The sequence below is a fragment of the Nocardia sp. IFM 10818 genome, from assembly GCF_054655275.1.
The window spans coordinates 2292303-2312081 of sequence record NZ_BAAHJH010000001.1 but is presented as its reverse complement, the minus strand read 5'-3'; the positions used below and the strand labels follow the sequence as shown (position 1 = coordinate 2312081).

The window sequence follows — 19779 nt, the reverse complement described above, 5'->3', positions numbered from 1 at the left end:
ACGGCACCTGAGCCGTGCGCCGAAGTCGCGGAGAGGCGGGATAGCTCAGGCGATCGGTCCGCGCGCCGCCTCGTAGGCCGCGCCGACCCGGTACAGCCGGTCGTCGGCCAGCGCCGGGGCCATGATCTGCAGACCCACCGGCAGCCCGTCGTCCGCGCTCAGCCCGGACGGCACCGACATGGCGCAGTGCCCGGCCAGGTTGGTCGGCAGCGTGCACAGGTCCGACAGGTACATGGCCAGCGGATCGTTGACCTTCTCGCCCAGCTTCCACGGCGTGAACGGGCTGGTCGGCGAGACCAGCACGTCGACGGTCTCGTAGGCCCGGTCGAAGTCCTGCGCGATGAGCGTGCGCACCTTCAGCGCCTGCCCGTAGAAGGCGTCGTAGTAGCCCGCCGACAGCGCGTAGGTGCCGATCATGATGCGGCGCTTGACCTCCGGGCCGAACCCGGCCTCGCGGCTGAGCGACATGACCTGGTCGGCGCTGTGCGTCCCGTCGTCGCCGACGCGCAGGCCGTAGCGCATGGCGTCGAAGCGGGCCAGATTGGAGGACACCTCCGACGGCATGACCAGGTAGTAGGCCGACAGCGCGTGCTCGAAGTTGGGGCAGGACACCTCGATCACCTCGGCGCCCAGATCCTTCAGCTGCGCGACGGCGGCGTCGAAGGAGGCGATGACGCCCGGCTGGTAGGAGTCGGAGTGCAGCTCGCGCACCACGCCGACCTTCACGCCCTTCAGATCGCCCTTCGCACCCTCGCGGGCGGCGGCCACGACCGGGGCCACCGGCACATTGCGGGAGGTGGAATCGCGCGGGTCGTATCCGGCGATGACCTCGTGCAGCAGCGCGGTGTCCAGGACGGTGCGACCACACGGGCCGCCCTGATCCAGCGAGGACGCGCAGGCGACCAGGCCGTAGCGGGACACCGTGCCGTAGGTGGGCTTGGTGCCGACGGTCGCGGTGACCGCGGCGGGCTGGCGGATGGAGCCGCCGGTATCGGTGCCGATGGCAAGCGGGGCCTGATACGAGGCCAGCGCCGCCGCCGAACCGCCGCCGGAGCCGCCCGGGATGCGCTCCTTGTCCCACGGGTTGCGGGTGGGGCCGTAGGCGGAGTTCTCGGTGGAGGAGCCCATGGCGAACTCGTCCATATTGGTCTTGCCGAGAATCGGGATGCCGGCCTCGCGCAGCTTGGTGGTGAGCGTCGCGTCGTACGGCGCCACCCAGCCCTCGAGGATCTTCGACCCGCAGGTGGTCGGCATATCGGTGGTGGTGAAAACGTCCTTGAGCGCCAAGGGAACACCGGCCAGCGGCGAGGCGACGGTGCCCGCGGCGACGGCGCGGTCGACCTCGGCGGCGGTCACCAGGGCCTGCTCGCCGGCCACGTGCAGGAAGGCGTTGATCTCGCCGTCGACCTCGGCGATGCGCCGGATGTGCGCCTCGGTCACCTCGACCGAGGACACCTCGCGGGTGTGGATCTTCTCGGCCAGCTCGACCGCGGTGAGCTTGGTCAGGTCGGTCATTCGCCCTCCCCCAGAATCTGCGGAACCAGGAACCGCTGCTCCTCGACCGCGGGGGCGCCGGACAGCGCCTCGTCCGGAGTCAGGCACGGCTGCACCACATCCGGGCGCGTCACATTGGTCTCCGGATTCGGGGACGCGGTGGCGGGAACGTCGGCGGCGACCTCGGTGATCTGCTTGACGTGGGTCAGGATCGAATCCAACTGACCGGCGTAGAGATCGAGTTCGTCGTCGGTCAGGGCGAGCCGGGACAACCGGGCGAGGTGTGCGACCTCGTCCCTGGAGATGGCGGGCACCGCGGGACCCCTTTCAGCATGGTTCTTGCGTGTGATTCGGCCAGACACAGCCTAGCGAGTCGTGCCCGGCTGGACTGTCCGGCCCCGATAGGTAACCATTCGGTAAGTGGCTCGGGTCACTCTGGTTGCTTCGATTCGATAACCGGCTACCAAGGGTGTAAGTATTGGCGAAGCCGGGTATCCACCCCAAGGTTTCGGTCGCTGAGGAAAAGAGAGAGGAAGGCACGTGTCTTACCTGCTTCGCGTGCAACTTCCGGATCGGCCAGGCAGTCTCGGTTCGCTCGCGCTCGCTCTGGGTTCGGTGGGTGCGGACATCCTCTCGCTGGATGTGGTCGAACGCGGCGACGGCTTCGCGATCGACGACATCGTGGTGGAGGTCCCGCCGGGCGCCCTGCCCGACACCTTGATCACGGCGGCCGAATCGCTGCACGACGTGCAGGTGGACTCGCTGCGGCCGTACTCCGGCATGCTGGATACGCACCGTGAGCTGGAGCTCATCGATCAGGTCGCCAATGCGCGCGACGATCGGCTGCAGGTGCTCGTCGACGGCGTGCCGCGGGTGCTGCGCGTGGGCTGGAGCACCGTCATCGATATCGGCCCGCAGGGCGCCTACCGGGTGGTGGGCTCGCAGAGCGCGCCGTCCACCCAGGCGGGTTCGGCGCCGTGGATGCCGCTCGAGAAGCCCGCGGTCCTCGACGGCGAAGCCGAGTGGGTGCCGCAGCTCTGGCGGGACATGGACACCAAGCTGGCCGCCGCGCCGCTGGGCAATACCGGGAAGGTGCTGCTGCTGGGCCGCCCGGGCGGGCCGGACTTCCGGCCCTCGGAGGTCGCGCGCCTGGGCTATCTCGCCGGGATCGTCGCGACCGTTCTCGGCTGAGTACTCCGGTGCCCTCGGGCACCCTGCCGCCGTTTCGCGTCGGTGCGCTTCATGCGCACCGGCGCGGAATGCATTGCGGGACAGGTCAGTTCAGCGGCAGGCGCATGACGGTCAGCGGGGTGCCCGCCATGGTCAGCCAATCCCGTTCCGGCACATGGGTGAAGCCCAGGCGGTCGTACATGCGGCGGGCGTCCCTCATGAGCGGCATGGTGGTGAGGACCACCGCGTCGAAGCCCTCCGCGCGAGCGATATCGATCACGTGACGCACCAGCGTGGAACCGACGCCGAGCCCGCGGGCGGTCTTGGCGACGGCCAGCATGCGGAACTCGAGTTCGCCCGGGCGAGCGATATCGGCGTACGGGGTACCGGGCGTCGCGACGGTGAGCGATCCCACGATCTGGCCGTCGTGGACCGCCACCAGGATGTGCGCGGTCTCCGCCCGGGTCTCGGTGTCGGCGAGTTCCGGGACGTAGTCGCTGGCGGGGTTGATGTACCCCTCGCCCACATAGACGTCCACGGTGAGCGCACCGACCGCGCCGTACTCCTCGGGAGTCGCCTGCCGGATCTCGACCGCGCCGCTCATGAACCGCCTCCGTTGTCGTCGTCTTCCAGATGATCGAACGGCGACGCCGGTGCGATATTCCGCACCGGCGTCGCCGCCTCAGTATTTCCGTATCCCGAGCCGGCTCACTCGGCCGGGGGCGTGACGGCCTCGGGCCCGCCTTCGAGCAGGCGCTTGAAGCCGTCCTCGTCCAGGATCGGCACGCCGAGCTCCTCGGCCTTGGCCGCCTTGGAACCGGGTGCGTCGCCGATGACCACGAAAGCGGTCTTCTTGGATACCGATCCGGAGGCCTTGCCGCCGCGCACCAGAATGGCCTCCTTGGCGCCGTCGCGGGTGAAGTCCTGCAGCGACCCGGTCACCACGATGGACAGGCCCTCGAGATTGCGCTCGATGGACTCGTCGGCCTCGTCCTCCATCCGGACCCCGGCCGCCCGCCACTTGTCGATGATGTCGAGATGCCATGGCACGGTGAGCCATTCGCTCAGCGCCGCGGCAATGGTCGGACCGACGCCGTCGACGGCGGCCAGTTCCTCCACCGAGGCTTCCTGAATCCGGTCCATACTGCTGAATTCCGAGGCCAGCGCACGGGCGGCGGTCGGACCGACGTGCCGGATGGACAGGGCGACCAGCACGCGCCACAGCGGACGGTCCTTGGCCGCTTCGAGATTCGTGAGCAGCCGGTTGCCGTTCGCCGAGAGCGTGCCGGACTTATTGGTGAACAGCGTGGTGCCGAGCAGCTTCTTCTCGTCGAGGGAGAACAGATCGCCCTCATCGCCGATGGCCCCGGACTTCAGCAGATCGATGGCGGCCTGATAGCCCAGCGCCTCGATATCGAACGCACCGCGCCCGGCCACGTGAAAGACGCGCTCGCGCAACTGCGCCGGGCAGAACCGCTGATTGGGGCAGCGGATATCGGCGTCGCCCTCCTTCTCCGGGGCGAGTTCGGTACCGCACTCCGGGCAGTGCGTGGGCATGACGAACTCGCGCTCGTCACCGGTGCGCGCGTCCACCACCGGGCCGAGCACCTCCGGGATCACGTCACCGGCCTTGCGGATGGTGACGGTGTCGCCGATGAGAACGCCCTTGCGCTTGACCTCGGCGGCATTGTGCAGGGTGGCCATGGCCACGGTGGAGCCCGCCACGGTGACCGGGGCCATGACCGCGAACGGCGTAACCCGGCCGGTGCGACCGACATTCACCTGGATGTCGAGCAGCTTGGTGGTGGCTTCTTCCGGCGGGTACTTGTACGCGATGGCCCAGCGCGGTGCGCGCGAGGTCGCGCCCAGCCGCCGCTGCAAGGCGAAATCGTCGACCTTGATGACCTGGCCGTCGATCTCGTGCTCGATATCGTGGCGGTGCTCGCCCCAGTACGTGATGCGATCCACCACGGCGTCCGCGCCCTGCACCTGCACCGTGTGCGCCGAGACGGGCAGCCCCCATGCCGCCAGCGCCCGGTATGCCTCGTACTGCGATTTCGGCGCGAACCCTTCCAGCCGCCCGAAACCGTGGCAGATCATCTTCAGCCGCCGCCGCGCCGTCACCGCCGGATCCTTCTGCCGCAGTGAACCGGCCGCGGTATTGCGCGGATTCGCGTACGGCGCTTTGCCTTCCGCGACGATCGAGGCATTGAGGTGCTCGAAGTCCGCGAGCGTCATGAATGCCTCGCCGCGCACCTCCAGCAGCCGCGGCACCGGGAACTCGTCGGTTGCGGTCAGCTCGTGCGGAATGTCCTCGATGGTGCGGGCATTGAGCGTGACGTCCTCACCCGTGCGCCCGTCGCCGCGGGTGGCACCGCGCACCAGCCTGCCGTCCTCGTAGACGAGATTGAGCGCGACGCCGTCGATCTTCACCTCGCACACGTAGTGCGTGCCCGTGCCGGTCTCGGCCTCGACGCGCGCGATCCACGCTCGCATCTCCTCCTCGTTGAACACATTGTCCAGCGAGTACATCCGCTCCAGATGGTCCACCGGCGCGAATTCGGTGGTGAAGCCGCCGCCGACGACCTGGGTCGGCGAATCGGGGGTGCGCAGATCCGGATGCGCCTCTTCGAGCGCCACCAGCTGCCCGAACAACGTGTCGAATTCGCCGTCCGAGATGATCGGCGCATCGCGCACGTAGTACCGGAACTGGTGGTCGCGCACCTCCTCCGCCAGTCGCTGCCACTGCACGCGTTCGTCGCCGCTCGCCGCAGCCTGCTCCGCCCCGGATGCCGCATTGATCTCGATGCCCGATTCGCTCACATAAGGAGACTAGCGGGTCCCACCGACACGATTGCGCGACATTCCCGCACGTCGCGGGCAGTTCGACCAGTTTTCTGTGATCCAGGGAACAGTGCTCCGGCCCTTCGGGTTCCACCCCATATGGATCTCGCCAAAGCGGTGGATTTCGCCCGCTCCAACCAGAACTCCGTCCTCACCACCCTGCGCCGCAACGGGTTGCCGCAGCAGTCCAATGTGAATCACTGGGTGGCCGACGACGGGCTGATCCGCATCTCCATCACGGCCGATCGCGCGAAATACGCGAACCTGTCGCGCAACCCGTGGACGGCTTTGCACATCAGCGCACCCGACTTCTGGTCCTACGCCGTGATCGAGGGCGAGGCCGACCTCTCGCCCGTGGCGGCCGAGCCGTCCGACGCCACCGTGGAGGAGTTGATCGACTACTACCGCGCATTGTCCGGTGAACACCCGGACTGGGACGACTATCGCCGCGCCATGGTCGCCGACCGCCGCGTCGTCCTCCGCATCACGCCGACCCGCGCCTACGGCGCGCTGCCCTGATCGGTTCAGAATTCCTTGCGCTGATCGCGTTCCCGCGTACCGAAGTACGGGCGCGAGCCGGGGTGATCAATGGCCCAGTTGTCCGGCTTGCCCGCCGGATACAGCACCGGGATCTGGTCACCCACCGACGGCCACTGGTTCACATCCCAGGCGAAGCGGCCGTACACCTCGTGCGCGACCGATGACGGACCGGAGATGCTCCCGCTGATGGTGACGTACTGCTCGCCGACCGCGTTCGGGCGCGGGCTCACCCCGGTCACGTACAGCGTGCCGGACTCCGGTGCGGCGATCGGCGCACCGCTGCGCCCCCGCCGGTACAGCAGAATCGTCGCCACCAGCGCGCCGCCGATCAACAGGATGAACGCGAACTCCATCATGAGCCCATGCTAGGCGTAACCTCCGCATCCGCTCCGGCCGTGCGCGGACGGACGACGGCTCCGCCGGCTGCGCCCATCAGGCGTCACTGCGGCGTGAGCTCCGAGGTGCCGGTCGGGGTGCGGCGCAGCTGCCAAACCGTGGTGCGCTTGCTCTGCGAGCGGCCGTTGCCGCGATCGATGAGGGTGCGATTGGCGGTGGTGAACATCAATTGCGCCCCGTGCATATTGGTTTCGGGGTTCTGGAACAGCTGGATCAGGCTGTCGGCCGCCTCGGGCGTCAGATGCGCGTCGATATCGTCCACGGCGAAGACGCCGCCGGCGTCCAGCGCGTCGAGCATGGGCGGCAGCAGCCGCAGCATGGCCAGGGTGGCGGTGGATTCGTCGGCGATGTCGAAGGCGGTGTCGATGCCCTCATGGGTCAGGCCCAGGCCGACGCCGCGGCGGGCGACCATGCGGGAGTAGAGGGCGTCGCGCGCGGAGTAGAGATTCGACAGCTCGCGCTGCAGCAGCGTGACGGTGATGCCGTGTTCGAGGAAGAGCTCCTCGGCATAACTGCCCGAGGTGATGCAGGCGTCGATTTCCTTTGTGGTGGCGGCGATATCGGTATCGAGGTCACGTAGGTAATCGGCGTACATGGGGTCGTCGCCGGGCAGCAGCAGATCCGTGATGCCGAGGTCCGCGGCGCGCAGCAGGGTCAGCAGGCGCACGGCGTGGTCGGTGGAGCGGGAGATGTGCGAGCCCACGCGGTGCGCGATCTCCTGCGGATCGGGCTGGCCCACTTGGACTTCCAGCAGCGACTGGAACCAGCGGTAGGCGGGCACCAGGGGTTCGGCGTAGAGCTGGCCGGACAGGCTGAGCAGCAGGGCATTCGGGCGCACCAGGGGTACGACCGCGCCCAGGCCGTAGCGGGCGGCCTCGAACATGGGCCCGATGCGGATATCGTCGCCGGCCCGTTCGAACACGATGCGCTTGCGGTTGTGCGGGTGCGAATGCAGCCATTCCGCTTGCACATCGGCATTGTCGAGGCGGAAGCCGTAGGTGTACGGGCAGCCCTCGGCCACGAAGTGGGCGACGAATTCCGAAGGGCGGTCCGCGAATCCGAGGTGCGGGGTGCGCACCGGACCGCTGTAGGGGTCCCAGCCGGTGACCGAGTTGAGCACGGCGTCGCGCATTCGGTCCAGGGCGTCGACCAGGCCGGACTTACCGGTGGCGGCGGCGCCGTAGACGGCGGTGACGGGGGTGGCAATGGGCCCGTTGCCACGGGTGAGGCGCAACTCCTGCGACTCGGCGAGTGAGCGGTGATTCGTCACCTGAAAACTACGCAACACCCTGCACATATTGCCGGTCGGCGGGCCGGAAAGCGATTCGCACCTATCGGACACCCACGGTTGACAGGCAACCTTGTGGTTGCCTATTCTCGGATACGCAACCACAAGGTTGCCTATGGCAAGCACAAGGGTGAGGTATCCGTTGGACGAGGTCTTCAAGGCACTGGCCGATCCCAGCCGCCGTCGGCTGCTCGACAGCCTGAACGAGCGGAACGGCCAGACCCTGCGCGACCTGTGCGCCGGACTCGAGATGACCCGCCAAGCCGTCAGCAAGCACCTGGCCGTGCTGGCGGCGGCCAATCTGGTGACCACGCGACGGCACGGCCGCGAGAAACTGCACTATCTCAATGCCGAACCCGTCAATGCCATCGCCGACCGCTGGATCAACCGATACGACCGCGGGCGGGTGCGCGCACTCGCCGACCTCAAATCCGCATTGGAGAGCGCGACCATGAGCGACGAATTCGTCTACACCACATACATCAAGACCACGCCCGAGAAGCTGTGGCAGGCCCTGACCGATCCGGCCTTCACCAAGCGGTACTGGGGCGCGACCTTCGACACCGACTGGAAAACCGGATCGACCATGACCTGGGAGCAGTCCGGCTGGGTCAGCAAGGATCCCGAACAGGTCATCCTGGAGTCGGACCCCTTCCGCCGGCTGTCCTACACCTGGCATTCGGTGGACCGCGCCTTTACCGAGCAGTTCGGTTTCAGCGAGGACGATTTCGAGAGGCTGTCCACCGAGCCGCGCTCCACGGTCACCTTCGATATCGAGCCGCTCGGCGAGATGGTGAAGCTCACCGTCGTGCACGACGGCTTCGGCCCCGACAGCCGCATGCTGGCCGGCATCCGCGAGGGCTGGCCCGCCATCCTGGCGAATCTGAAAACCCTGCTGGAGACCGGGGATACGCTGCCCGAACCGCCCGAGCAGTAGGAGCCGTGGCGGCGACGGCAGGGGGCCGTCGCCGCCACATTCTCGGTCACGGAGCCGCCGGGCGTTCAGTCATGGAGCCGCCGGGCGTTCGGTTACGGAGCCGCCGGGTGATCAGTTACCGAACTGCTTGGTCTCCGGCCGCTCGACCAATACCGCGTGCGCGGGCTCCTCCGCGACCGGCCGATGCCGGACCCCCTTGGGCACCACGAAGATATCGCCGGGCCGCAGCGTCACCGGATCCCGATCGCCCAGCTCGATCCGGAATGTCCCGTCCCAGCACAGGAACAGCTCGTCCTCATCGTGGTGATGCCACGGGAATTCCCCGTGCAACTGGGCGACCCGCACCACGGTGTCATTCACGAGGGCGAGTTCGCGCTGCTGCCACGGGCCGGGCAGCGCGGCGACGGTATCGGTGATGGAAACCTTGCTCATGGCTTCATCGTCGCGGGATCCCGCTGGCCATCCCAGAGCCAATTCGGCAGAATTGGTCCCGATATGGATCCAATCGAGCTGGCCGGCCGCCTGGGCCGCTGGTCCGCGGGCCGGGGACCGCTGTACGTCCTGCTGTCCGCCCGCCTGCGTGCCCTGATCGACGACGGCGAACTACCGCCCGGCACCCCGCTGCCGCCCGACCGCACACTGGCGAAAGCCCTTGCCGTGGGCCGCAATACCGTGGTCGCCGCCTACGATCTGCTCAGCGTCGAAGGCCGCCTGGTGCGCCGCCAGGGCAGCGGGACGCGGGTTGCCGGCACGGGTTCCGAGCCGCTGCGCGACACCACCCACTCCCCCGCCTTCCTGCAACTGCTCGAACCCGACGCCGACATCATCGCCCTGGCCTGCGCGGCCCCCGGCACGCCCCCGCCGGAAGTGGCCGAGGCCTATCAGCGCATCGTCCCCGACCTGGCCGCCCTCACCGGCGACATCGGCTACCACCCGGCCGGACATCCCTTGCTGCGCAAGGCCATCGCCGACCGCTACGCCCGCCGCGGCGTCCCCACCGATCCGGCCCAGATCCTGGTCACCGGCGGCGGCCAGCAGGCCCTGTCCCTCATCGCCCACGCCTACCTGCGCCCGGGCGACCGCCTCCTCGTCGAAACCCCCACCTACCCCGGCTCCCTGGAGACCTTCCGCGACGCCGCCGCCATCCCCGCCCCCGCCCCCATCGGCCTCGGAAAGATCCCGCCCGCGCCCCTGGCCTACGTCATCGCCACCCACCACAACCCCACCGGCGCAATCCTTTCCGCCTCCCACCGCCGCGCCCTCGTCGAATCCGCCGCGGCCGCCGGAACCCCGCTCATCGATGACGAGGTCCTCGCCGAACTGTCCTTCCCCGGCATCGACACCCCGCCGCCCCTGGCCGCCTACAGCGACGAGGTCATCTCCGTCGGCTCCCTCAGCAAGATCATCTGGGGCGGTATGCGAGTCGGCTGGCTGCGCGCCCCCATCCCCGTCATCGACCGCATCGCCCGCCTGCGCGCCGTCCACGACCTGGGCGGCAATATCCCCGCCCAGCTGGCCGCCGTCCACCTCTTCCCCCAACTGGACCTCCTCCGCGACCGCATCGCCCACCAGCGCAAGGCAGCCCACGACCTGCTCCGCGCCGAACTCCGCCGCCACCTCCCCGACTGGCACGTCCCCGAAGTCCCCGGCGGCCAAACCTTCTGGATCCGCCTCCCGCACGGCGACGGCACCTCCTTCGCCCAGCGCGCCCTCCGCCACGGCGTCGCCCTCCTCCCCGGCGCCGGCCTCGACGCCTCCGGCAACAGCCACGACCACATCCGCCTCAGCTTCGTCGCCGAGGAAGAAGACCTGCGCAAGACCGCCGTCCGGCTCGCCGAAGCCTGGCGCGCCTACGACCCACCGGCACAACCCGTTCCAGGCTCGCAACCCCTAGCCGTGTGATCCTTGGACGAGGTGCCCGGCATGCCCTTCTCAGTCGAAGGTGAGGGATTCGGGTTCGTCGGCGTAGGCGCGGGCGGTCTCGGAGGCCAGGGTCAGGGCTTTGCGAGCCCAGGACAGCGGGGCGCCCGAGAGGCCGCAGGCCGGGGTGACGATGATCTGCTCGGCGAGCAGGCGGCGCCGGAAACCGAGGCGATCCATCAGGCGCACACCGGGTTCGGCGATCTCCCGCCAGGTGACCGGCTTGCTCGGAGCAGCGGTCGGGACCAGGCCGAGGGCCAGATACTTGCCGTCGTCGAGCAATTCGCCGATGCGGTCGAGATCGCCGGTGCCGATGGTGGCCATATCGAAACCCACGGCCACGGCTGCGCTCTTGCGCAGGAAGCCGAGGGCAGGCGGTTCGGCGCAGGAGTGCACCAGGACCGGGCCGGGCCGGGCGGTGATGACCGTGTCGAGGACGTTCAGCGCTTCGGGTTCGGGCATGGCGCGCACCGTGTTCAGAACGCTGACGCCGCGCAGGGAACCGTCCAGAATCGCGGTCAGCAGCGGCTCGTCCAACTGGACGAGCACCTCCGTCCCCAGGCGCTTGCCGAGTTCGGCCGCGTGGTTGGCGAGGCCCTCGGCCAGTGACTCCGAAAGGTCGCGTAGCGCACCGGAATCGGTGAGCACACGGTGGCCGAGCGGCAGCTCCACCTCCGCGGCGAGCGTGAGCGGTCCGACGGCCTGCAACTTGACCGGTCGACCGGAGCCCGCGAAACCGGCGGTCTCCCACGCTTCTTCGAGGGCATCGAGATCGGTCCGCAGCAGATCGTGCGCACGCCGGGCGACCGCCCCGGGCCGCACCGCGAGCCGGTAGCCCCGTGTGGTGCTGTCGAACTGCATATCCACCAGCAGCGCCGAGGCCCGCCCGATCATGTCGGAACCGACTCCGCGCCCGGGCAATTCGACAAGGTGGGGCAGATCCCCGAGCTCCCCGACAACGGTAGCCGCGGCCTCCCGCACATCGGTCCCCGGCCACGACCCGACCCCCGTCGCAATCCCGCCCCGCAACACGCCCATCCCCGCGCCCCCGTCACTCATCCGCGCCACCACGCATCCCTCTCGCATTGTGAAACAACGCCGACCGGGAACTGGTGGCGGGGGTTACTCGACGAATGCCGCCACCAGTTCCCGGTGATCGCACGTCCAGGAAGGGGGGTGGCGTCACCGGGTGGCGTCCGCGACCGATTCGGTTGCGTACGCGTGGAGTTCGCGCTCGGTACCGGAGATGGTGCCGCTGCCGAGGACCTCGTCGCCCGCCTCGTCGGGGCGGTAGAGGACGACGGCCTGGCCGCGGGCGACGCCGGTGAGGGGCTCGCGGAGGCGGACCACCAGGCCGTCGCCGACGGCTTCGGCGACCGCGGGGGCGGTGCCGCCGTGGGCGCGGACCTGGGCCACGCATTCGACCGGCTCGGTGGGCGTGACGCCGGAGGTCCAGATGGCGCGGTCGGCGAGGACCGTCCAGACTTCGAGGTCCTTGGCGGTGCCGACGTGCACGGTGCCGGAGTCCGCGTCGATGCCGGTGACGTAGCGCGGCCGGCCGTCGGCGGCCGGGCCGGGCAGGCCCAGGCCCTTGCGCTGGCCGATGGTGAACTCGTGCACGCCCTTGTGGTCGGCGAGCTTGGTGCCGTCGGCATCGACGACCGCACCCGGGCGGATGCCGATCTTCGCGCCCAGGAAGGCCTGGGTGTCACCGGACGGGATGAAGCAGATGTCGTGCGAGTCGGGCTTATTGGCCACGGCCAGGCCGCGGGCGGCGGCCTCCTCGCGGATCTGCGGCTTGGGGGTGTCGCCGACCGGGAACATGGCGCGCTCGAGCTGCTCGGCGGTCAGAACCGCAAGCACGTAGGACTGGTCCTTGTCGGCGTCCACGGCGCGGCGCAGGACGCCGTCCTCGAGGCGGGCGTAGTGGCCGGTGACGACGGCGTCGAAGCCCAAGGCCACGGCGCGGTCGGCCAGGGCCGAGAACTTGATCTTCTCGTTGCAGCGCAGGCACGGGTTGGGGGTCTCACCGGCGGCGTAGGCGGCGACGAAGTCGTCGATCACGTCTTCCTTGAACCGGTCGGCGAAATCCCAGACGTAGAACGGGATTCCGAGCACGTCGGCGGCGCGGCGGGCATCACCGGCATCCTCCTTGGAGCAGCAGCCCCGGGATCCGGTGCGCAGCGTGCCCGGGGTGGGCGACAGCGCCAGGTGCACGCCGACCACCTCGTGTCCGGCCTCCACGGCGCGGGCGGCCGCCACCGCGGAATCCACGCCACCACTCATCGCGGCAAGTACTCGCATTCAGAAGCCTCCCTTCGCTCCGGCCAGTCCGGCCGCTTTCGCCCGCTCCACCACCTGCGGCAGCGCGGCCAGCAGGGCATCGATATCGGCGTCGGTCGAATTGTGTCCCAATGAGAATCGCAGCGACCCGCGCGCCAGCCGCGGCTCCACGCCCATGGCCAGCAGCACATGGGAGGGTCCGGCGACACCGGCATTGCAGGCCGATCCGGTCGAGCATTCGATCCCGGCCGCGTCCAGCAGCATGAGCAGCGAATCGCCTTCGCAGCCGGGGAACGTGAAGTGGGCGTTACCCGGCAGCCGTCGCTCCCCGGTCGCGCCATTGAGCACGGCATCGGGCACCAGCTCCCGCACACCGTCGATGAGCCGATCCCGCAACCGCGTCAATTCCGCTGTGCGCGCGGGCAACCCGGCAACGGTCTCGCGCACGGCGGCGGCCAGCCCGATGGCCCCCGGCACATCCGAGGTCCCCGACCGCAGATCCCGCTCGTGCCCGCCCCCGTGCAGCAGCGGCACCGCCGCCACCTGCCGCCCCAGCAACAGCACGCCCACCCCGTGCGGCCCGCCGACCTTGTGCCCGGCGAAACTGGCCGCCGCCAGCCCACTGGCCCCGAAGTCGATCGGCAGCTGCGCCGCCGCCTGCACCGCATCACTGTGCAGGGGAACATCGAATTCCTGTGCCACCGCCGCGAGTTCGCTGATCGGCTGCACCGTCCCGACCTCGTTATTGGCCCACATGACGCTCACCAGCGCCACCTCGTCGGCACACTCGGCCAGCGCCGCCCGCAAGGTCCGCGGCGAGACGACGCCCTCGGCGTCCACCTCCAGCCACGTGACCCGCGCCCCCTCGTGCTGCTCCAGCCACTCCACGGTATCGATCACCGCATGATGCTCCACCGCACTGGCCAGAATCCGGTTCCGCCGCGCATCGGCGTCCCGCCGCGCCCAGTAGATCCCCTTGACAGCCAGATTGTCACTCTCGGTACCCCCCGAAGTGAAAATCACCTCCGAAGGCCGCGCCCCCAGCCCCGCCGCAATCGACTCCCGCGCCTCCTCCAGCGCCCGCCGAGCCGCCCGCCCCGACCCGTGCAACGAGGACGCATTCCCCACCGTCCCCAGCGCAGCACACATCGCCTCGACAGCGACCGGGAACATAGGTGTCGTGGCCGCGTGATCGAGGTAGACCGTCTGGGCACCGACCGGACCCGGGAAAGCCGACTTCATGACCAGTAAAGGATAGCCGCCGCCGTCTCGCCGATATTCCCGCCGTACCCGGCCTGGACCGAAAGCCCACTTCCCGAGCGTCCGGGCCCAGGCGGACGGCTTGCGCGCGGCCGCCCGCGCGGGGCATTGAGACCTGCGGGGTCCGGCTCGGGTGTGACGTGGGCGACGCAGTCTCTTCCGCATCCTGATGCACGATCCCGAAGCGGGGACGGTTCACTTCCAGCCGCCGATGATCGGCGAACGCGCAGCCGACCGCGCTCGAGAGCGGGTTCACGCCATCGGGGACCAGCACCGGCGTGGCCGGATCGCCGCCCGCGGGAGTTTCATCGTCCACGCCGACAACCACCATCGCGAAACCCTATGCCGCACGGGAAATCCCTGCACCCCGGTAAACCTGGATCGGTACGGCATGGGAGCGAATAATTCCTGGAGACGTTAGCCCACCCTAAGTTACGGTGCTGGGGTGGGTGAAACGATTTCGCTGGGTGCGGTCCAAGAAACGTTGCTGATTCCGCTTTATGGTCGGGCGCGCGATGCCCGGCATCGGTCGAGTGTGCTCGGGGACAAGAAGGCCATCGAGCTTGTCGAGGCGATCGACTACGACTTCTCGAAGTTCCGGGGGCCGTCGCTGGCCGGGTCGGTGCTGCGGGCTTCGCTGTTCGACGAGTACGTGCGCGGGTTTCTGCGGGAGCATCCGGACGGGACGGTGGTCGATCTCGGGTGCGGGTTGTCGACTCGGTTCGATCGGCTCGACAACGGGCGGGTGCGCTGGATCGATCTCGATCTCGAGGACACCATGGCGCTGCGGCGGCGGTTCTTCGAGGATCGGGATCGGTACACGATGGTGGCCGGGTCGATCTTCGATACGGACTGGTTCGCGCTGGTGCGGGAGCGGCCGGGACCGGTCTTCCTGTTGAGCGAGGCGGTGCTGCTCTACTTCCCGGAGGACCGGGTGCATGCCACCCTGCGGCGGTTCGCGGAAGAGTTCCCGGATTCGCCGCTGGCGATCGACACCGGCGGCCGCATGATGATGAACAGCCAGGAGCGCAATCCGGTGTTCCAGGCCGTATCCGCTCGCATGCAGTGGATCTGCGACGACCCGGCCACGCTCGAACCGCTGGGGCTGCGGCTGCGCGAGTCACGCAACTTCGGGCAGCCGCAGCCGAGCATCGCGCACACCTGGCCGCTCCGGTATCGGCTCGCCGGAAGGCTTTTCGGCCGGACGGCGCCGGTGACGACCTACAAGGTCAACCTGTTCACCACCGAATCCGCTTGAGCCGGAGCGGAAATAGGCTCGCGGCGGTCCGGGCGCCGAACTTACGCTGCGGCCATGTGCATCTACCCGAATACAACGCACATGGTGTGCCTGGCCTGCCGGGTGTCCTTCAAGAGCCCGGTCCGCCGCCCGGGATCCGATCGCTGTCCGCAATGCCGCGCTGAACTCATCGATGCCGGTGCGCATTTGGCGGTCCCCAGAAAGACCGACAAGGCGGGCTGGCGCGTGCTGGAGACGGTGCTGCGCTCCGGGCTGACCTTCCGCGGCGGTTGCTGCGGCACCGGCCCGGGCTACCGGCCCCGCACTCCCCGGGAGGTCCGGGAGCGCATGATTCTGGCCGAGCGCACCGGCATGCCCATCGACCGGGCGCTGGCGCTGCGCGATCCGGACGCGCGGGAGTGAGGCGGCGCCGGCCGGATCGGTTGCGGCGGAACCGATCCGGCCGGTGGGCGCGATCACACGCGAGCGGGAGCCTCCGCGGCGGTCGCCCGCTGCCGCACGGGCGGGGCCACCATCGTGCGGGCCGCCTCGGCGGCCCGCTCGCCGAGGGCTTCCTGCTCCAAGCTGTGGATGACGCCGCCGAAGGCGCGATCCACACTGTCGCCGTGGATGGCGCGCTCACAGCGGCGGGCCAGTTCGCGGCGGTCGGAGCCGGGAGACTCCACGGGTTGCAGCACGATTTCGGCGACGACCCCCTTCGACCGCAGGACGCGGCGCAGGGAATCGGCCATGGTGTCGATGCCGACGAAGCCCGGGACCGTGGACAGTTCACCGGAGGCGTCCAGATAGCGAAGCCGGATGGGCTGCACCGGGGTTGCGGTGTCGATCGCGGCCTGGAACAGGGCGGGACGCAGGCTGCCGTGGACGCGACCGCACCAGGTGGTGCCTTCCGGGAAGATGCCGATGCGCTCGCCCGCGGCCAGCCGGGCCGCGACGCGGCTGACGACGCCGGGGAGGGCCCGCAGCCGTTCGCGTTCGATGGGGATGACGCGGACGCGGCGGGCGATATTGCCCAGGACCGGCCAGTCGACCATATCGGCGCGGGCCACGAAGCCGAGCGGTTCCACGGCGGTCAGCGCGATGATGTCGGTCCAGCTGACATGACCGGCCACCACCAGCACGCCGCGCCGCTCGTCCGGAGCCGGATCGCGGTTGTCGACGAGGCGGAGGCGAATCCCGCAGCAGAACAACAAGCTCCGGGCGTAACGGCTGTGCATCCTCGGCCGCCAGCGGCGCGGGGTCGCCACATAGGCGAAGGGGAACGAGACGAGTACCGCGCCGATGCCGGCAATACGGGCCGCGACCCGCAAAGTCCCTGCCTCAGGGGCGATCTCGACGCATTCCGGACCACAGGGGCTGCTGGGCATCCACGCGTGCGCGGTGGGCTGGGCGGGCGGGCAGTCCATCGCCCCCGAACCCGGGGAAAGGAAGGCGGGCATCATGATTCATCACCGGGCGTCGAGACTGTTGGCCGCGCTCTGTAAGCGCTCCAGGTAACGGGTGTTGACGGTCGACAGGCCCAGCAGCGCCACGAAGTCGGCGACGGCGAACTCCGGATCGTGCGCGGGTTCCCCGCAGATCTGGGCATTGAGCCGCAGGTAACCGCTGAGCAGCGGCGGCAGCTTGGGCCTGGCCGGGGCTTCCAGCTCGTCCAGGGTGCGGCCGTCCACGACGACCGGGTTGTACGGCCGGACGCGCCGATCGGCCTCCAGCGCATGCTTTTTCAGCACCAGATCGCGCACGCCGCGCACGTTCACGCCGGGCTGGTCCTCGGGGGTCGTCCGCATGGGCACCGAGACGCAGCCCATGACCCACTCGTAGCCGGTGAGCTGGATGTAGTGCAGGATGCCCGCCCACATGAGGGTGAGCACCGAGCCATTGCGGTGGTCGGGCACCACGCAGGCGCGGCCCATCTCCACGATCCGGTGCCCGGTGGGATCGAGTGCGGTCAGATCGAATTCGGTGGCGGTGTAGTAGCCGCCGGCGGCGGTCGCCTTGTCCGGGGGGAGCATGCGGTAGCAGCCGACGAACTGATCGGTGAGCTCATCGCGGACCAGCAGATGGTCGCAGTGCTCGTCGAAACGATCGGCGTCCAGGCCGGTACCGTTGTCGGGGATGGTGAAACCGGGTTCGGCGGCGAATACCTGGTAGCGCAACCGCTGCGCCGCCTCGCGATGTTCGGCATCGGAGGAGACGACCAGGGAGTACTGGGACCGGCCCGGGCTGCGGGGCGGTTCCGGGGCGACATATGACGCGGGTGCGAGCAGCTTGGAATTCGACACTGCCATGGTGGTCATACGGTTGATCAAGCCAGCCCCAGACTGCGCCGGAGCGACCGTCAGATGGCCTTCCGATGCCAGTCCGGTGAACGCGACGCAGACCACACCGAGCGTTCATCGAAGTGCCGCTGAACGTTCTCTACCAGGACAAACGCTCGTTTCCCGGCGGGGTACGACCCGGTTGCGCAGGCTGCGGGAGAGCCGTGGCAACACCCGCCGCACCCGGTCACGCGGCCGATATCCGACCCCGCGCGGCCGTCGGCGAACGACGATCAGACGAGATTACGGCACCGCTGTGCGGGCTTGCATGCCGGGTCCTCGCCCGGCGCTCGATCATTGCCCGAACAGCAGTGCGGTATCACCGAATTCGTGCCAGAGATAGCCGGTGTCGAGCGCGGCGCGGTACGCCGCCCGAACCGCCGCCGCGCCCGCCACCGATTCGAGCAACCGCAGATGCGAGGCTCCGGGCGCGTGCCAGCCGGTGATCAGCCCGTCCACGGCGCGGGCCGGGCGACCGGCGTGCAGCACCAGATCGGTCCATCCGTAAGCCGGTGTGACCAGGCCATCCGCGCCGACAGCCGATTCCAGTGCCCGCGTCACGGTGGTGCCGACGGCCACCACCCGACCGCCCACCGCATGGGTGGCGTTCACCAGCCGGGCCGTCACCTCGGGCACGGTGAACCGCTCCGGGCTCGGCGGCTCCCCCGATTCGGGTGAGGACACCCCGGTGTGCAAGGTGACCGGCGCCAGGCCGATGCCGCTCGCGACCAGCTCGGTCACCAGCGCCTCGGTGAAAGGCCGTCCGGCGCTCGGCATTTCGGCGCTACCAGGTTCGCGGCCGAAGACCGTCCGATAGTAGGAGGACGACCATCGCTCGGACACATAGGAGTACGTGATCGGGCGGCCGTATCCAGCCAGCAGTTCCGGAACATCGGTATCGATATCGGCGGCCCACAACCGATCGCCGTCCGGCAGCCACGGACCGCGCAGCACTGCCCGGTGACCGCCCGGAAGCCGCACGCTCGCACCGGATTCCGGACTCGCACCCGCCCACGGCGTCCCGCGCCGATCACGCAGCTCGATCACCCATCCCCCGTCATCGAGCCGGGTCGAGAAGTGCACCACCGCGTCCATGCCGCCGAACCCGGCGTCCACCGCCGCATCGAGCATGGCCGAGTTGTTCACCACCACAAGGTCTCCCGGCCGCAGGAACGACGGCAGCTCCCGGAATCGCGCGTGCGTCAGCACGCCCCGGTCGCTCACCAGCAGCCGCACCTCGTCGCGGGCCAGGCCGCGCGCCTCCGGCGGACTGGTCGCATTCCGCGCTTCGGGCAGCGTGAAGTCGAGGCGGTCCAACTCGACCGTCATGGCGCCACCGGCAGTTCCGACGCAATGTATCTGCCACTCGCGGGCCGCGTCTCGATCAGGTGCAGCAACGCGGGTACCACCGTCTCCGGCTCCGGGCGATCGGAGATGTCCTCACCCGGGAACGCCGCCTGATGCATCTCGGTACGCATATCCCCCGGATCGAAGCTGTAGATCCGCAAACCCGGATTCTCCGCGCCCAACACCGCGGTGATCTGGTCCAGGGCCGCCTTTGACGCCCCGTACCCGCCCCAGCCCTCGTACGCCCCCACGGCCGCATCGGAGCTGATGTTCACCACGATCCCGTCCGAGGCCCGCAGCACCGGCAGCGCCCGTTGCAGAACCTCCAACGGCGCAACCACATTGACCCCGAACACGGTGGCCAGCTCACCGACCGGATAGCGCTCCAGCCTCGGCAGCGGACTCGGCCCGAGCGCACTGGCATTGTTGATCACCAGATCCAGCCGCCCGGCCCCGATCGCCCGCGCGATCTCATCCCGATGCGCCGGATCCGCGATATCTCCCACCAGGGCCTGCGCGCCCGTCTCGGCCCGTACCTTCTCCAGCCGCTCGGCCCCGCGTGCGGTAATGATCAGCCGCCAGCCCCGCTCGGCCAGGGCGAGCGCGACCGCCCGCCCGAATCCCGCGGAGGCCCCGGTGATCAGAGCTCTTCTGTTTTCCGACATACCGCCATCGTGAAACCTCAACCTCTGTTGAAGTCAAGGAATTCGAACAGCGAAAGGGC

The 19779-nt window shown here is 69.2% G+C and carries 20 protein-coding genes; 6 read left to right on the top strand and 14 right to left on the bottom strand.

From position 1 onward, the window contains the following. Nucleotides 1-45: 45 nt before the first annotated feature. Nucleotides 46-1515 carry an Asp-tRNA(Asn)/Glu-tRNA(Gln) amidotransferase subunit GatA gene (gene gatA, locus ACYQ5L_RS10420; RefSeq protein WP_459957159.1) on the bottom strand — a complete coding sequence of 490 codons (1470 nt, stop codon included), beginning with the start codon at nt 1513-1515 and terminating at the stop codon, nt 46-48. After that, nucleotides 1512-1808, bottom strand: coding sequence for an Asp-tRNA(Asn)/Glu-tRNA(Gln) amidotransferase subunit GatC (gatC, locus tag ACYQ5L_RS10415; protein WP_379200334.1), 297 nt, complete (start codon nt 1806-1808; stop codon nt 1512-1514). The genes gatA and gatC overlap by 4 nt, the downstream gene beginning before the upstream one ends. A 226-nt stretch (nt 1809-2034) precedes the next feature. Between gatC and ACYQ5L_RS10410 the strand changes: the two genes are divergently transcribed. Beyond that, nucleotides 2035-2685, top strand: a complete 651-nt coding sequence (locus ACYQ5L_RS10410) for an ACT domain-containing protein (RefSeq protein ID WP_459957158.1) — start codon at nt 2035-2037, stop codon at nt 2683-2685. 85 nt (nt 2686-2770) lie between these two features. Here the strand turns inward: ACYQ5L_RS10410 and ACYQ5L_RS10405 are convergent, their stop codons facing one another. After that, nucleotides 2771-3268 (bottom strand): GNAT family N-acetyltransferase, encoded by a 498-nt coding sequence (locus ACYQ5L_RS10405; protein WP_459957157.1) that lies wholly within the window; start codon nt 3266-3268, stop codon nt 2771-2773. A gap of 104 nt (nt 3269-3372) precedes the next feature. After that, nucleotides 3373-5466, bottom strand: a complete 2094-nt coding sequence (gene ligA, locus ACYQ5L_RS10400) for an NAD-dependent DNA ligase LigA (protein ID WP_459963393.1) — start codon at nt 5464-5466, stop codon at nt 3373-3375. 141 nt (nt 5467-5607) lie between these two features. Between ligA and ACYQ5L_RS10395 the strand changes: the two genes are divergently transcribed. Then, the gene (locus ACYQ5L_RS10395; RefSeq protein WP_459957156.1) at nt 5608-6027 is read left to right on the top strand and encodes a PPOX class F420-dependent oxidoreductase; all 420 of its coding nucleotides are present in this window, start codon (nt 5608-5610) and stop codon (nt 6025-6027) included. A 5-nt stretch (nt 6028-6032) separates the two neighbouring features. Here the strand turns inward: ACYQ5L_RS10395 and ACYQ5L_RS10390 are convergent, their stop codons facing one another. Together ACYQ5L_RS10390 and ACYQ5L_RS10385 are read right to left on the bottom strand one after the other, a co-directional pair. Next, entirely contained in the window at nt 6033-6404 is a 372-nt protein-coding gene (locus ACYQ5L_RS10390; RefSeq protein WP_459957155.1) for a hypothetical protein, read from the bottom strand. Nucleotides 6405-6487: 83 nt separating this feature from the next. Continuing rightward, nucleotides 6488-7741, bottom strand: coding sequence for an AAA family ATPase (locus tag ACYQ5L_RS10385; protein WP_459963392.1), 1254 nt, complete (start codon nt 7739-7741; stop codon nt 6488-6490). A 133-nt stretch (nt 7742-7874) separates the two neighbouring features. Between ACYQ5L_RS10385 and ACYQ5L_RS10380 the strand changes: the two genes are divergently transcribed. After that, the gene (locus ACYQ5L_RS10380) at nt 7875-8669 is read left to right on the top strand and encodes an ArsR/SmtB family transcription factor (RefSeq protein ID WP_459963391.1); all 795 of its coding nucleotides are present in this window, start codon (nt 7875-7877) and stop codon (nt 8667-8669) included. A gap of 111 nt (nt 8670-8780) precedes the next feature. On the opposite strand, the gene ACYQ5L_RS10375 is transcribed toward ACYQ5L_RS10380, so the two are convergent. Next, nucleotides 8781-9101, bottom strand: a complete 321-nt coding sequence (locus ACYQ5L_RS10375) for a cupin domain-containing protein (protein ID WP_459957154.1) — start codon at nt 9099-9101, stop codon at nt 8781-8783. A gap of 63 nt (nt 9102-9164) precedes the next feature. On the opposite strand from ACYQ5L_RS10375, the gene ACYQ5L_RS10370 reads away from it, so the two are divergent. Next, a complete protein-coding gene (locus ACYQ5L_RS10370; RefSeq protein ID WP_459957153.1) occupies nt 9165-10571 on the top strand; it encodes an aminotransferase-like domain-containing protein in 1407 nt (468 codons plus the stop codon). A gap of 30 nt (nt 10572-10601) precedes the next feature. Here the strand turns inward: ACYQ5L_RS10370 and ACYQ5L_RS10365 are convergent, their stop codons facing one another. The 3 genes from ACYQ5L_RS10365 to ACYQ5L_RS10355 all read right to left on the bottom strand — a co-directional run bounded on the left by ACYQ5L_RS10365 (nt 10602) and on the right by ACYQ5L_RS10355 (nt 14114). Continuing rightward, a complete protein-coding gene (locus tag ACYQ5L_RS10365) occupies nt 10602-11648 on the bottom strand; it encodes a methionine synthase (RefSeq protein ID WP_459957152.1) in 1047 nt (348 codons plus the stop codon). Nucleotides 11649-11771: 123 nt separating this feature from the next. Next, a complete protein-coding gene (gene mnmA, locus ACYQ5L_RS10360) occupies nt 11772-12893 on the bottom strand; it encodes a tRNA 2-thiouridine(34) synthase MnmA (RefSeq protein WP_459957151.1) in 1122 nt (373 codons plus the stop codon). Beyond that, nucleotides 12894-14114, bottom strand: coding sequence for a cysteine desulfurase family protein (locus ACYQ5L_RS10355; protein ID WP_459957150.1), 1221 nt, complete (start codon nt 14112-14114; stop codon nt 12894-12896). A 463-nt stretch (nt 14115-14577) separates the two neighbouring features. Between ACYQ5L_RS10355 and ACYQ5L_RS10350 the strand changes: the two genes are divergently transcribed. Next, a complete protein-coding gene (locus ACYQ5L_RS10350; RefSeq protein WP_459957149.1) occupies nt 14578-15390 on the top strand; it encodes a class I SAM-dependent methyltransferase in 813 nt (270 codons plus the stop codon). 54 nt (nt 15391-15444) lie between these two features. Further along, nucleotides 15445-15792: a hypothetical protein gene (locus tag ACYQ5L_RS10345; RefSeq protein ID WP_459957148.1), complete on the top strand. Its 348-nt coding sequence runs from the start codon at nt 15445-15447 to the stop codon at nt 15790-15792. Nucleotides 15793-15845: 53 nt separating this feature from the next. Here ACYQ5L_RS10345 and ACYQ5L_RS10340 read toward each other — a convergent pair whose 3' ends face one another. The 4 genes from ACYQ5L_RS10340 to ACYQ5L_RS10325 all read right to left on the bottom strand — a co-directional run bounded on the left by ACYQ5L_RS10340 (nt 15846) and on the right by ACYQ5L_RS10325 (nt 19720). Beyond that, nucleotides 15846-16829: a lysophospholipid acyltransferase family protein gene (locus ACYQ5L_RS10340; RefSeq protein ID WP_459963390.1), complete on the bottom strand. Its 984-nt coding sequence runs from the start codon at nt 16827-16829 to the stop codon at nt 15846-15848. 9 nt (nt 16830-16838) lie between these two features. Continuing rightward, nucleotides 16839-17687, bottom strand: coding sequence for a GNAT family N-acetyltransferase (locus tag ACYQ5L_RS10335; protein ID WP_459957147.1), 849 nt, complete (start codon nt 17685-17687; stop codon nt 16839-16841). Nucleotides 17688-18002: 315 nt separating this feature from the next. Then, the gene (locus ACYQ5L_RS10330; RefSeq protein WP_459957146.1) at nt 18003-19037 is read right to left on the bottom strand and encodes an S-adenosylmethionine:tRNA ribosyltransferase-isomerase; all 1035 of its coding nucleotides are present in this window, start codon (nt 19035-19037) and stop codon (nt 18003-18005) included. After that, on the bottom strand, nt 19034-19720 hold the full coding sequence (locus ACYQ5L_RS10325) for an SDR family NAD(P)-dependent oxidoreductase (protein ID WP_459957145.1): 687 nt from the start codon (nt 19718-19720) through the stop codon (nt 19034-19036). The genes ACYQ5L_RS10330 and ACYQ5L_RS10325 overlap by 4 nt, the downstream gene beginning before the upstream one ends. Nucleotides 19721-19779 lie beyond the last annotated feature (59 nt).